The sequence below is a fragment of the Amycolatopsis sp. VS8301801F10 genome (assembly GCF_046195355.1).
Taxonomy (GTDB): Bacteria; Actinomycetota; Actinomycetes; order Mycobacteriales; family Pseudonocardiaceae; genus Amycolatopsis.
The window spans coordinates 3,960,603-3,972,998 of sequence record NZ_CP176065.1; the positions used below are offsets into that span (position 1 = coordinate 3,960,603).

A 12,396-nucleotide genomic window follows, 5' to 3' on the forward strand; every position below is an offset into this window, starting at 1 on the left:
CGACATCAAAGGGGCAAGCGGCGGAATTCGATCTTCTCGTACGCGCTGGTGACGCCGGTTTCGTAGAGGACGCCGACGGTGAAGCGGTCCGGTTGTACCAGATCGGAGTAGCCAGCGGGGGCATCGGCGACGACGGTGGACGGTTGCCAGGTTTTGCCACGGTCCGCGCTCGTCCTCAATTGCATTGTGCGGCGCACGGCTGGGTCGGACGGGCCGGAATAGAGGAGTACGCGACGGTCGGTTGTTTGCAGGACGCTGCCTTCTACTTTCGGGCCGGACAGGGTTGGCTGCACTTGATACGGGCGGGTCAGGGTGCGGCCGCCGTCGGTGCTGTACGCGTCCAGCCTGTGTTCCGGGGCGGAGCCCTGGTTGCGGCTGGAGAAATAGACGGTGCCGTCCGGCAGTTCGGTGGCGGTGGTTTCGTTCGGGGCGAGGACGCCGTCGGTGGGGTCGTCGGTGAAGCCGAGGTGCCAGGTGCGGCCGTTGTCGTCGCTGTAGAGAGCGTGGCCGCCGTAGTACTTGGCTTCGGTTCCGACGTCCGGCGAACCCGCGGGAGGGGCGCTGGAATGGTTGGCGGGCACGACGATTCGCCCGGCGTAGCGGCCGTGTTTGAGGAGGGTCGCGTGGCCGGGGGCGGTGGCGTACCAGCGCCAGGACGGGAGTTTCGTCGCGGCGGTGATGTCTCTCGACGGGGTCCAGGTGCGGCCGTTGTCGGTGCTGCGCTGGACGAAAACCCGCCGGGTGTCTTGCGGGGACACGGTGCCGGACATGATGGCTTTCTCGCTGACGGGTCCGTTGTGGACAGTCAGCAGCACCAGGTCGCCGTTGCGCGCGACTACCGGGGTCGGGTTTCCGGCGGTGGCTTCGCCGTTGCTGTCCACGACGCGCAGGTCGCCCCAGGTGCAGCCGCCGTCGCGGGAGGTTTTGGCGACGGTTTGGATCGCGCCGGAGTCGCCTGGGGAATCTCGGCGGCCTTCGGCGAAGGCGAGCAGCGCGCCGTTCGCCGCGCGGACCACCGCGGGGATGCGGAAGGTGTGGTAGCCCTCGGTGCCCGAGACGAACGGGGTCGAAGAAGTGCAGCTCGGGGTGGCGCTGGCCGGGGCGGGGGCCAAAGTCAAGAGTGCTGCGGCGAGCGCGAGCGTGACTGTTCTCGGGAGCACCTGGGGACCGCCTCTCGCTCCGGACATGGGATGTCCGACGTCCTATGTCCGGAGAACTTAGAGAGGCGGTCGCGCGGCGTCAAGACTCCGGATCGGTGGCGGTCGCGCGGATGGCGCCGGACGTGGCGGTCGCGGTGATCCGCAGCGGGGCGGTTCCGGTCGGGCGTACTCGCATGATTTCGGCGGCTACCGGGGCGGCCAGGTGGGTGCGCAGCGTTCGGCGCAGGCCGCGGGCGCCGTAGACCGGGTCGAACCCCTGCTCGGCTAACCGGCGGACGGCGGATTCCTCTACCTGGAGGTCGACGCCCCGGCGGCGGAGCCTCGCACGCAGCAGGTCGGTTTCGAGGCGGGCGACTTGTTCGATGGTGGTGCGGTCCAGTTCGTCGAAGATCACGGTTTCGTCGATGCGGTTCAGGAATTCCGGGTCGAAGAACGACTGCAGGGCTTTGTCGACGACTGCTCGACGGGTGCGGCTGCGGTCCAGCAGTGCGCGCCAGCGGGAACCGCGGCGGCGGGCCAATTCCTTCGAGCCCAGGTTCGAGGTGAGGAAGACGAAGCTGTTGCGGAAGGAGATTTTCTCCTGTCCGTTCGCGAGGCGCAGCATTCCGTTGTCCAGTACGCCCAGGAGAGCGCGGAGAACGGTGGGGTGCGCCTTTTCCACCTCGTCGAAGAGGACGATTCCCGGAGTGTACGGGTCACCCTCCACAGTGGACCGGTCGAAGACGGTGAAGGCTTCTTTGCTTCCCGCGTATCCGGGCGGGGCGCCGTTGAACGAGGCCGCGTAATGTTCTTGGGCGAGGGAGTTCATGTCCACCCGGCACAGATCGTCCGGGCCGGAGCGCAGCGCGGCGGCTACTTGGCGCACTAGTTCGGTTTTGCCTACGCCGGTGGGGCCGAGGAGCAGGACTGTCGCGGGTGGACGGTCGGGTTCCGTCGCGCCAGCACGGGCCAGGGTGATGGCGCGGACGACGGCGTCGACGGCCGGGTCCTGGCCGAGGACCCGGCTGCGCAGGCGTTCGGCGAGCGCGGCGGGAGTGTCCGGAGTGTCCGGAGCGGACGACGCCGGGGCGGCGGCCGGAGCGGCCGGCTGCCGGTTCCGGTTCTGGTCGTGGTACCTGTCGGTGATGAACGGCATGGTGTCCTTTCCCTGAACCGAAAAACCGGCAGCCAGCGCGGAATCAGGCCTGTTTGGTCTTTTCCGCGGGCAGCTGGCCGACCGGGCATTCGGCGACGCCGATCGTGCCGCGCGTGATGGCCTCGACGTTTTCCTGGGCCTTCTGCGCGTCGGTGACCCACGTGCGATAGAACTCGAACGGGCAGTCCGCCACGCCCTTGTCGCCGTCGCCGGCCGCGTGCACGCCCGAGTAGCCCCGGTGCAGCAGTTTGAACAGGTGGTTCTGCGACTGGTCGTACTCGCGGGCGTCCCGGATCGCCGAAAGCGACAGCTGGGCGAACTGGATTCCGTACTCTTCCTCGCCGGTTTCGCCGAGCGTCCGGCCGTCGAAACCGATGATCGCCGAGTGGCCGAAATACGAGTACACGCCGTCGAATCCGGCCGCGTTGGCGACCGCCACGTAACAGTTGTTGGCCCACGCCATGGCTTTCGCCATCAATACCTGCTGGTCCTTCGCCGGGTACATGTAGCCCTGGCAGCGGACGATCAGCTCGGCGCCCTTCATCGCGCAATCCCGCCAGATTTCCGGGTAATTGCCGTCGTCGCAGATGATCAGCGAGATCTTGAGCCCCTTCGGGCCGTCCGTGACGTACGTCTGGTCGCCCGGGTACCAGCCCTCGATCGGGCACCACGGCAGGATTTTCCGGTACTTCTGCACGATCTCGCCGTGGTTGTCGATGAGCACCAGGGTGTTGTACGGCGGTTTGTCCGGGTGGTCCTCGTGCTGTTCGCCGGTGATCGAGAAAACGCCCCAGGTGTCGGCTTCGCGGCAGGCGGCGGAGAAGATCGCGGTTTCCTCGCCGGGGACGGTCGCCGCGGTTTCGTACATTTCCTGCTCGTCGTACATGATTCCCTGCGTCGAGTATTCGGGGAACACGACGAGGTCCATTCCGGGCAGGCCGCCCTTCATGCCGACCACCATGTCGGCGATCTTGCGCGCGTTCTCCAGCACCTCGGCCTTCGAATGCAGCCGCGGCATCTTGTAGTTCACGACCGCGACGCCGACCGTGTCCGGGCTCGAGGAAATGTCACCGTGTCGCATGGGATTTCTCCTTCTGGTGGGAGGGTCAGGCCGCGGCCGCGGCGCGGTCGGGGACGGAGCGGGGCTGGCCGCGGAAACCGAGCACCGCGGCGAGAGCGACGAGCAGGACCGCGGCCGCGGCGGCGATGAGCGCGGTGGTCGCGGTGGAGCGGTAGCCGCCGGTGAGCGCGAGGAACGCGGGCAGCGTGCAGGTCGGCTGGCTCAGCAGGACGGTCGTCCAGCCGGTGAACCGGGTCAGCCCCTCGCGGCCGAGCCCGAGCACGAGGAAGAACAGGCCCCACAGCAGAGCCCAGGAAAGCCAGATGACGCCGAACACCGGATCGTCCTGCCGCCAGAACGCCAAACCGGCGTACACGAGCGCGGCGCCCGCGACGAACAGCGAAAACCAGCCGATGCCCTCGGGCTCGAGCCCGGCGAGGTTCGCGATCCCGACGTACAGGTAGGTGAAGCCGAACAGGAACAGCCCGGACGCGCCGAGGATCGCTTCGGAATCCCCGTGCGCCTGGACGATCAGCACCGTCGGCGTCACGCACTGCAGCCCGCCCACGAACAGGTTCAGCGCGGCGGCCGACCGCGCGGGCACGCGCCCGAGCAGCATCAGCCCGTTGACCAGCAGTACCGCCCCGACGTAGAGCAGGCCGACGTTGTTCATCGCACGCTCCCCAGTTGGTACCAGATGAAATACTGTCAAGTGAAAATAAATGGGCGCGGCGATGCCGTCAAGACCGGAACGGGACGGGTCAGAGCCGGGTGATCGGGTCGAAGTCGCAGCCGCGCGCGGCGGCGAGGTGCACGTGCTGGGCGGCTTGCTGGCCGTGGAATTCGACGGTGCCGCGCGGTCCGTCGTAGGCGACGCCGTCGATGGCCGCGTTGAACGCGCGCAGGTCCGGGGCGCCGGCGCGGCGGGCGAGTTCGGCGAGCGTATGCAAGCCCTCGTAACAGGATTCGGCCGCGTTGTTGAGCGGCGGCGCGGCCGGGCCGTGCAGGCGGACGTAGCGGCCGAGCAGGTCCATCGCGTCCGCGGTGACCAGCGAACGGAAGTACGCGGCGGACGCGAACAGGTTTCGGGTCGCCTCGGCTCCGCTGGCCAGGAGCATGTTTTCTTCCATCAGCGGGCTGAAGCGCAGCATCTGCTCGTGGAGGCCGCGCGCGGCGAACTGGCGGTTGAACCGGACCGCGTCCTGTCCGACGAACAGCATCAGAACGCCGTCGCACGCCGAGGTTTCGACGCGCCGGACGAGCCGCGCCATGTCGCCCGAGCCCAGCCCGACGAAGGCTTCGCCGGCGATCTGGAGGTCGAGTTCCCTTGCGTAGCGCCGGATCGCGTCCGCGGAACCGCGCGGCCACACGTAATCGTCGCCTGCCACGAACCAGGTGCGCGCGCCGCAGTTGTCGCGCAGCCACCGCAGCGCGGGCTGGATCTGCACGCGCGGGATTTCCCCGGAACAGTAGATGCCGGAACGACTTTCGCCGCCTTCGTAGAGCGACGTGTACACATAGGGCACGCGGTCGGCGAGGACCGGCGCGAGTGCGTTGCGGACCGAGGAGATGTGCCAGCCGGTGACCGCGTCGATCTCGCCCGCGTCGACCAAGCGGCGCACGGCGGCGGCGACCTGGGCCGGGGGAGCGCCGCCGTCGACGACTTCCAGCGTCACTTCGCGGCCGAGGATTCCGCCCGCGTCGTTGAGTTCCCGGACCGCGAGTTCGCTGATCGCCTCGCACGAGGGCCCGAAAAGGCCCGCCGGTCCCTGCAGCGGGACGACCAGCGCGACGCGCAACGCGCTCGCGCGGCTGGCGACTCCGAGTCCCATGCCGGCTCCGGGCTTCTTTGCCGGTTGACTTGCTTCCATTTGAAAGTCTTACAATGCGAAGGCATTTGCGCAAGGGCGGGAACGAGGGCAGTCGGATGAGGCAGGCACAGGCGGCCGAGGCGTCGTTCATCCGCGCGCTCACCCGCACCGCACGCGCGGTCACCCTGCGGATCGAGCCGCTGCTCAAGGAAGAGGGGCTGAGCCTCGACGGCTGGCTGGTCCTGGACGCGCTCGCCGCGGGCGACGGCCTCACGATGACCGAACTGGCCGGCCGCACGCTGGTCACCGGGCCGACGCTGACCCGGGTGGTCGACCGGCTGGTCACCACCGCGGCGGCGTATCGCGAGGTGGACGTGGAGGACCGGCGCCGCGTCCGGGTGTATCTCGCGCCGCGCGGACGCAGCGCGCATCAGCGGGCGACCGTGCGGCTGGCCGAGGTGGAACGCGAGCTGGACCCGGACGGCGGGGTGCTGGCGAAGCTTTCGGACGTCGAGGTCGAGTAAGGCGGGTCAGCCCCGGCGTTGCGCCCAGGGCGTGCGGAAGACGGCGAGGCTGCCGAGCAAGACCGCGGCGAGCAGGACCGCTCCGCCGTCGATGAGCAGGGACCGGGGGATTCCCGCCGGTCCGTGGAGGGTGACGGACGCGTCGAAGACCGCGGGCGGGATGACGAAGACCCCGGCGGCTTGCCTGCCGTTGACCGCCACGACGACCCAGAACGTCCACGTCCGGCCTCGCAGCGCGAGCAGTCCGGCTGCGTTGCCGACGACGTAGAGGCAGCCGCCGGGCAAGCGGGTGCGCCATGCCTCCAGCCTTGCCTGGTTCGGGCCTGAAGACATCCGGTGCGAACCCCGAACGGCGCCCCCGGAATTCCCTGCGGCTAGGGCCGCTTCTCCCATTCGCGCCGGTGCCGGGTCAGCACCTCGATCAGCTCGTCCTTGCGTTCGGCCACTTCGGTGTGGCTGCCCATGATCCCGACCGCGGCGACGGTCCGGCCGTCTTCCACGACGGCGACCGACACGCCGTCCGCCTCGGTCGAGGCGCTCGGCGCGGCTACCAGGCCTTCGGCGCGGATCCGGGTCAGGTCCTGCACGAACCGCTCGACCAGTTCCGCGTCCGCCGGCGGCAGCGCGCCGATCTGCGGCCACAGGTCGCGGTTTTCCCGGGCGGCCAGCAGGATCCAGCCGGTCGACGTGCGGATCGGCGAGCGGCGCACGAAACCTTCGGCGAGGTAGGCGTAACGCGGGTCGTGCGAGGCGTAGTCGACGTAATAGAGGTCGCTGCCGACCATGATCGCCAGCACCGCGGTCATCCCGGTTTCCTCGTGCAGCGCTTCGAGATCCTCGTGCGACACCGTGGTGACGGTGGGGCGGCCGGCCAGCCGGGCGAGCAGGAACGGGGCCGGGCCGAGGGAGTAGCGGCGGTCGTGCTCGTCGAGGTATCCGGTGGCGACCAGGCCGTTGACCAGGCCCTGGATCGAGCTCATCGGCGCGTCGAGTTCGCGGGCGAATTCGGTGAGCGTGACCCCGCCGCGGGAGCGCGCGGCCCGCTCCAGGATGGTCGACACCCGGTCGATCATCCGGTGGTGCGGCCTCGGGCGGCCGTCCGGCGTGGGGTGCGTCGGCATCGGTGCTTTCTCTCCTCGGGTGGTCGCGAACTCTACCCGGACCTGCAGGTTGCGTAAATACGTAGTTTGATGCCAGTATGCGTAGCGAGGAGGTGCGCTCGTGAGCATGCCACTGGACGGTGTCGTCGTCGCGGATTTCAGCCGGGTGCTGGCCGGTCCGCTGGCGTGCGTGAACCTGGCCGACCTCGGGGCGACGGTGATCAAGGTGGAGCGGCCCGGCTCCGGGGACGACACCCGCGGCTGGGGCCCGCCGTGGACCGCGCACTCCAGCTCGTACTTCGAATGCGCCAACCGGTCCAAGAAGTCCGTGGTGCTCGACCTCGGCGATCCGGACGACCTGGTGCTGGCGCGCGAACTCGCTCAGCGCGCCGACGTGCTCGTGGAGAACTTCCGGTCCGGCGCGCTGCGGCGGCGCGGGCTCGACTACGAATCGGTCCGCGTGGGTAATCCCGGGATCGTGTACTGCTCGGTTTCCGGCTTCGGCGGCGACGCGGACCTGCCCGGCTACGACTTCCTCGTGCAGGCGATGGGCGGCCTGATGAGCGTCACCGGCACCGACGAACCGACGAAAGCCGGCGTCGCGCTCGTCGACGTGCTCGCCGCGAAGGACGCCGCCATCGGCATTCTCGCCGCGTTGCGGGCCCGCGAGAAAACCGGGCGGGGGCAGCGGGTCGAGGTGAATCTGCTGTCCAGTTTGCTCGGTTCGATGGCCAACCAGGCGTCTTCGTATCTCACCACCGGACGCGCGCCGCGCCGGATGGGCAACTCGCATCCGTCGATCGCGCCGTACGAAACGTTGCGCTGCAAGGACGACGTGCTCGCGTTGGCCTGCGGCAACGACGGGCAGTTCCGCCGGCTCGCCGAGGTGCTGGGCGTTCCGGAGCTGGCCGGCGACGAGCGGTTCGCCACGAATGCCGAACGCGTGCGCAACCGTCCGGAACTGCGCGCCGCTCTTGAACAGCAGCTCGGCACCGACACCGTCGAGGCATGGGCCGCCCGGCTGACCGAGGTCGGCGTGCCGGCCGGTCCGGTCGGCGATCTCGCGGACGGGTTCAAGCTCGCGGAATCGCTCGGTCTCGACCCCACGGTGCCGGTCGGCGACGACGCGCCGCCCCAGGTCCGCCATCCGATCGGCTATTCGGAGACGCCGGTCGCCCGCTACACCGCCCCGCCCCGGCTGGGGCAGCACAGCGACGAGATTCGCCGCTGGCTCGCAGAGGAGAAGAAATGAGCGCCACGAAGTCCCTGCCGCCGCTGGATCCGCGCGACCCCGCCGGGCTCGGCGACCTGTTCACCGAGGACGAAAAGGCGATCGCGGCCGCGGTCCGCCGGGTCTGCGCGGAGCGGATCGACCCGTACGTCGGCGACTGGTTCGAGCGCGGCGAGCTGCCCGACGTCCGCGGCCTGGCCAAGGACCTCGGTTCGCTCGGGGTGCTCGGCATGCACCTGGAGGGCTACGGCTGCGCCGGGATGTCGGCGACCGAGTACGGCCTGGCCTGCCTGGAGCTGGAGGCGACCGACTCGGGCATCCGGTCGCTGGTTTCGGTGCAGGGATCGCTCGCGATGTTCGCGATCTGGAAGTGGGGTTCGGAGGAGCAGAAGCAGCAGTGGCTGCCGTCCATGGCGGCGGGCGAGGCGATCGGCTGCTTCGGGCTGACCGAACCGGACGCGGGTTCGGACCCGGCGAGCATGCGCACCCGCGCGCGGCGCGACGGCGACGACTGGGTCCTCGACGGCCGGAAGATGTGGATTACCAACGGAAGCGTCGCCGACGTCGCCGTGGTGTGGGCGCAGACCGACAAGGGCGTGCGCGGTTTCGTGGTGCCCACCGACACGCCGGGCTTCTCGGCTCCGGAGATCAAGCACAAGCTGTCGCTGCGCGCTTCGGTGACGAGCGAACTCGTTCTCGACGGCGTGCGGCTGCCCGCGGACGCGGTGCTGCCGGAGGTCACCGGGCTGAAGGGACCGTTGAGCTGCCTCAACGAAGCCCGCTTCGGCATCGTGTGGGGTTCGGTCGGCGCGGCGCGGTCCTGTTTGCAGGCGGCGATGTCCTACGCCGAGGACCGCACGCAGTTCGGCAAGCCGATCGCCGCGTTCCAGCTGACGCAGCAGAAACTTGTCGACATGACGCTCGAGTACACCAAGGCGTTGCTGCTCGCGATCCACTTGGGACGGCGCAAGGACGCCGGGGTGCTGCGGCCGGAACAGGTCAGCCTGGGCAAGCTCAACAACGTCCGCGAGGCGATCGAGATCTGCCGCACCGCGCGCACGATCCTCGGCGCGAACGGGATTTCGCTGGAATACCCGGTGATCCGGCACATGAACAACCTCGAATCGGTGCTCACCTACGAGGGAACGGTCGAGATGCACACGCTGGTGGTGGGTCAGGCGATCACCGGGCAGTCCGCTTTCCGCTGAGGGTTCCGGCCGGCATCCCGAGCCCGGCGGCCGCCGATGCGCGCTTCATGCGCCGGACTTCAGCCCGACGTGCGAACGCCCCGGCCGGAAACCTGCGGCCGGGGCGGTCACGCTGGGGTTACCGCCGCGGTCCGGGGTCGCTGAAGCTGGGCCGGCCGGTCTCGTTGTGCCCGGCGAACCGGCGCAGGTAGCCCGGTGCGGCGGGGTCGGTCAGCGAGATGTCGAACCAGCCGAACGAGGACGCCGTTTCGCACGGCACGCGCCGGGTTTCGCCGGGGCCGAGCACGATCGTCCGGGCGGCACTGCGGCTGTAGTCGTTGCGCAGCTTGAGTTTCCGGCGCTGGCGGCCCGGGTTCGTGACGGTCAGCGTCAGCAGCGGGGCGCCGTAGTTGTTCGTGGACACCGAAACCTCGGGCTCGGCCGTGTCCGCGGTGGTGCCGGTGAACTGCGCGAGGTAGCCGTTCGCGCCGGTGACGCGCAGGTCGTAGTTGCCGTGCTCGTCGGTGCCCGGCGCGCCTTCCCAGGTGTCGCTGATGCTGTCGTGCGCGGCGACCGTGTAGCGGCGGGGCGAATCGCCGTGCGCGTAGACGTAGAAGTACGCGCCCGCGGTGCCGTCGTTGGTGAACTGCACCGAAACCGAGCGGCCGTCGCGCTTTCCGGCGAGCGCGGTGGTGAACCGGTACGGCAGCGCCCGCGCGGGGCGGACGCCCGGCTCCTGCTTCGGCATCGTCTGCGGCAGCTTCACCGAGAACGGCTGGTTCTTGCTCGGCAGCGGGGCGGGCGTCGGGGTCGCGACCGGCGTGGTCTGCGGGCGGGAGAAGTCGAACGCCGAGGTGAGGTCGCCGCAGACAGAACGGCGCCACGCGCTGATGTTCGGCTCCGCCACGCCGAACCGGGCTTCCAGGAAGCGCAGCACCGAGGTGTGGTCGAAGGTCTCCGAGCAGACCCAGCCGCCGCGCGACCACGGCGACACGACGAGCATCGGCACCCGCGAACCGAGTCCGGCGGGGTGCTTGCCGGTCAGCGAAACGCCGGTCGGCGCGCCGCCGGTGCCCTTCGGGAGCTTGTCGAAGTCGAGGGTCTCGTCGGGGAGGCTGGCCGCGAGCGAGCGCGAGACCAGCCCGTCCGTGCCGGGCCGGTTGACCAGCGGCGGCATCGGCGGGACGACGTGGTCGAACAGGCCGTCGTTCTCGTCGTAGTTGATGAAGAAGACGGTCTTGCTCCACACCTCGGGGTTCGACACGAGCGCGTCGAGGACGAGGTTCAGGTAGTACGCGCCGTCGCTGGCGGACGCGGCCGCGTGCTCGCTGTACTTGTACGGCGGGACGATCCAGGTGACCTGCGGCAGCTTCCCGGACTGCACGTCGGCGCGGAACTCCTTGAGCGTGTGCGTCGAAACGCCCTGCTCGACCAGCGGACCGGACGCGCCTTCCTTCGGGTGGTACTTCGCGAAGAACTCGAGGCTGTTGTCGGTGTAGTTGTCCGTGGGCTCGCCGGGGATGCCGCTGCCGCCCTGGTAGAGCTTCCAGCTCACGCCGGCCCGCTGCAGCCGTTCGGGGTAGGTCGTCCAGCTGTAGCCGTTGGTGTCCGGCCGCTCCCACAGCCCGGGGCCGTTCTTCTTGCTGCCGAGGCGGTTCTGCGTGTCGATCGTGCCGGACCACAGCAGGATCCGGTTCGGCGCGGTGTCGGCGGGGACGGAGCAGTGGTAGGCGTCGCAGATGGTGAACGCTTCCGCGAGCGCGTAGTGGTACGGCAGCTCGGAGCGCTGCTGGTAGGTCATGGTGAACACGTCCTGCTTTTCGTTCACCCAGCCGTCGTAGCGCCCGCCGTTCCACAGCGGTTCGCCGCTGCCCCAGCCGTGGTGGGTGCCGGCGATGTGCTCGCTGGTGCGCAGCGCGTCGAGCGGGAACGGCAGCACGTACTCGGCGTCGTCGGGCAGGCCGCGGCCGTTGTAGCCGGCGGTGCGCACCTTGGCCGGCGGCTGGTAGAACACCGGCCGCCCGTTGGGCAGCAGGTGCGGCCGGGGGTCGCCGTAGCCGCGCACGCCGCGCATGGTGCCGAAGTAGTGGTCGAAGGACCGGTTCTCCTGCATGAGCACGACCACGTGCTCGACGTCCTCGATGGTCCCCGACCGGCGGGCCGGTTCGACCGCGAGCGCCTTGCCGATGGAACCGGGCAGCAGCCCTCCGGCCGCGGCGCCGGCCAGCGAAGCGCCCGCCAAGCCGAGAAAGTTCCGGCGACTCGTACCCGCCATGTTCGCGTCCTCCATGTGTTCGCGGCGAGACAGCGGTCGCCCGGATTTACCGGCCGCCGCTCGCCCGGGAAGAGCATGGACGAGCCGAGTGTCCCGGATCTGGCGCGCGGGTGAATACTCCGTCCGGGGCGGCTCGCCGCGGTCCGGGCGGGGTGTCCGGAGATCTCGGCGGCCCGGGTCCGGTGACGCTCCCGGCGCCCTCCGCGACAGCGCCGGGGGCGGACGGAAAACAGTTTCCGGACAAAAAAGTCATTGTTCCTTCTTGCCGCATAAGCACTTCGACTGCGCGGGCCGGAATGTGCTTTCCTGGCGGACGGCCCGGAGCATGGGGGTTCCGCGCGGCACGGACGGAAGAAGGAGCACACGATGAGCGATCCGTCGCCGAACGGGCCGGGCCCCGCCGCGCGGATCGACCAGATGGTCGCGCAGACGAAGGCGAAAGCCGAGCGGTACCAGGCGATGCAGGCCGCCGCCGGGCGGGTCTCGGTGACCGAGACCGGCAAGGACGGCCTGGTCACCGTCACGGTCGGTTCGGCGGGCAACGTCACCGACCTGCGCGTCTCCGACCGGATCCGGGAACTGTCCGGCGACCGGATCGCCGCCGCGGTGCTCGGCACGCTGCGCCGCGCGCAGTCCCGGCTTCCGGAACGGCTGGGCGAGGTCATGGCCGCCACGATCGGCGACGATCCGGCGACGGTGGACACGATCGTCGGCAATTACCGGGCCAAGTTCCCGGAACCCGAACCGGACGAACCGGAATCCGCGGACCCGGGGAACCAGGTGCGGCTCGGCGCGCTCGAAGAGGAAGCCGGCGCGCCGGAGCCTCGCCCGGCCCGCCGTCCGGCGGCCGATCCCGGCGAGGGCGACGACGATTTCGGCCAGTCGTTCATGACCAGGGGATGAGCGGGGGAAG

12 protein-coding genes are annotated in these 12,396 nt (G+C 69.8%); 4 read left to right on the top strand and 8 right to left on the bottom strand.

Going from position 1 to position 12,396, the window contains the following annotated elements; translation table 11 throughout:
- Positions 1–5: 5 nt before the first annotated feature.
- From F9C11_RS18680 to F9C11_RS18700, 5 genes are all read right to left on the bottom strand, one after another.
- Positions 6–1,160, bottom strand: a complete 1,155-nt coding sequence (locus F9C11_RS18680; protein WP_409186148.1) for an exo-alpha-sialidase — start codon at positions 1,158–1,160, stop codon at positions 6–8.
- 79 nt (positions 1,161–1,239) lie between these two features.
- Positions 1,240–2,295: an AAA family ATPase gene (locus F9C11_RS18685; protein ID WP_409186149.1), complete on the bottom strand. Its 1,056-nt coding sequence runs from the start codon at positions 2,293–2,295 to the stop codon at positions 1,240–1,242.
- A gap of 43 nt (positions 2,296–2,338) precedes the next feature.
- Positions 2,339–3,376 carry an aliphatic amidase gene (locus F9C11_RS18690; RefSeq protein ID WP_409186150.1) on the bottom strand — a complete coding sequence of 346 codons (1,038 nt, stop codon included), beginning with the start codon at positions 3,374–3,376 and terminating at the stop codon, positions 2,339–2,341.
- 25 nt (positions 3,377–3,401) lie between these two features.
- On the bottom strand, positions 3,402–4,028 hold the full coding sequence (locus tag F9C11_RS18695) for an AmiS/UreI family transporter (protein WP_409186151.1): 627 nt from the start codon (positions 4,026–4,028) through the stop codon (positions 3,402–3,404).
- An 88-nt stretch (positions 4,029–4,116) separates the two neighbouring features.
- The gene (locus F9C11_RS18700; protein ID WP_409186152.1) at positions 4,117–5,187 is read right to left on the bottom strand and encodes a substrate-binding domain-containing protein; all 1,071 of its coding nucleotides are present in this window, start codon (positions 5,185–5,187) and stop codon (positions 4,117–4,119) included.
- A 95-nt stretch (positions 5,188–5,282) separates the two neighbouring features.
- Between F9C11_RS18700 and F9C11_RS18705 the strand changes: the two genes are divergently transcribed.
- Positions 5,283–5,690 (top strand): MarR family winged helix-turn-helix transcriptional regulator, encoded by a 408-nt coding sequence (locus tag F9C11_RS18705; RefSeq protein WP_409186153.1) that lies wholly within the window; start codon positions 5,283–5,285, stop codon positions 5,688–5,690.
- A 6-nt stretch (positions 5,691–5,696) separates the two neighbouring features.
- Here the strand turns inward: F9C11_RS18705 and F9C11_RS18710 are convergent, their stop codons facing one another.
- Positions 5,697–6,023, bottom strand: a complete 327-nt coding sequence (locus F9C11_RS18710; protein WP_409186154.1) for a hypothetical protein — start codon at positions 6,021–6,023, stop codon at positions 5,697–5,699.
- Positions 6,024–6,064: 41 nt separating this feature from the next.
- The gene (locus F9C11_RS18715) at positions 6,065–6,811 is read right to left on the bottom strand and encodes an IclR family transcriptional regulator (protein ID WP_409186155.1); all 747 of its coding nucleotides are present in this window, start codon (positions 6,809–6,811) and stop codon (positions 6,065–6,067) included.
- Between the two features lie 106 nt (positions 6,812–6,917).
- On the opposite strand from F9C11_RS18715, the gene F9C11_RS18720 reads away from it, so the two are divergent.
- Together F9C11_RS18720 and F9C11_RS18725 are read left to right on the top strand one after the other, a co-directional pair.
- Positions 6,918–8,042 carry a CaiB/BaiF CoA transferase family protein gene (locus tag F9C11_RS18720; protein ID WP_409186935.1) on the top strand — a complete coding sequence of 375 codons (1,125 nt, stop codon included), beginning with the start codon at positions 6,918–6,920 and terminating at the stop codon, positions 8,040–8,042.
- Positions 8,039–9,229 (top strand): acyl-CoA dehydrogenase family protein, encoded by a 1,191-nt coding sequence (locus F9C11_RS18725; RefSeq protein ID WP_409186156.1) that lies wholly within the window; start codon positions 8,039–8,041, stop codon positions 9,227–9,229. Before F9C11_RS18720 ends, F9C11_RS18725 begins: the two co-directional genes overlap by 4 nt.
- A 118-nt stretch (positions 9,230–9,347) precedes the next feature.
- Here the strand turns inward: F9C11_RS18725 and F9C11_RS18730 are convergent, their stop codons facing one another.
- Complete coding sequence (locus F9C11_RS18730) at positions 9,348–11,483, bottom strand: phosphocholine-specific phospholipase C (protein ID WP_409186157.1); 2,136 nt, start codon at positions 11,481–11,483, stop codon at positions 9,348–9,350.
- 366 nt (positions 11,484–11,849) lie between these two features.
- On the opposite strand from F9C11_RS18730, the gene F9C11_RS18735 reads away from it, so the two are divergent.
- Positions 11,850–12,386: a YbaB/EbfC family nucleoid-associated protein gene (locus F9C11_RS18735; RefSeq protein ID WP_409186158.1), complete on the top strand. Its 537-nt coding sequence runs from the start codon at positions 11,850–11,852 to the stop codon at positions 12,384–12,386.
- Positions 12,387–12,396 lie beyond the last annotated feature (10 nt).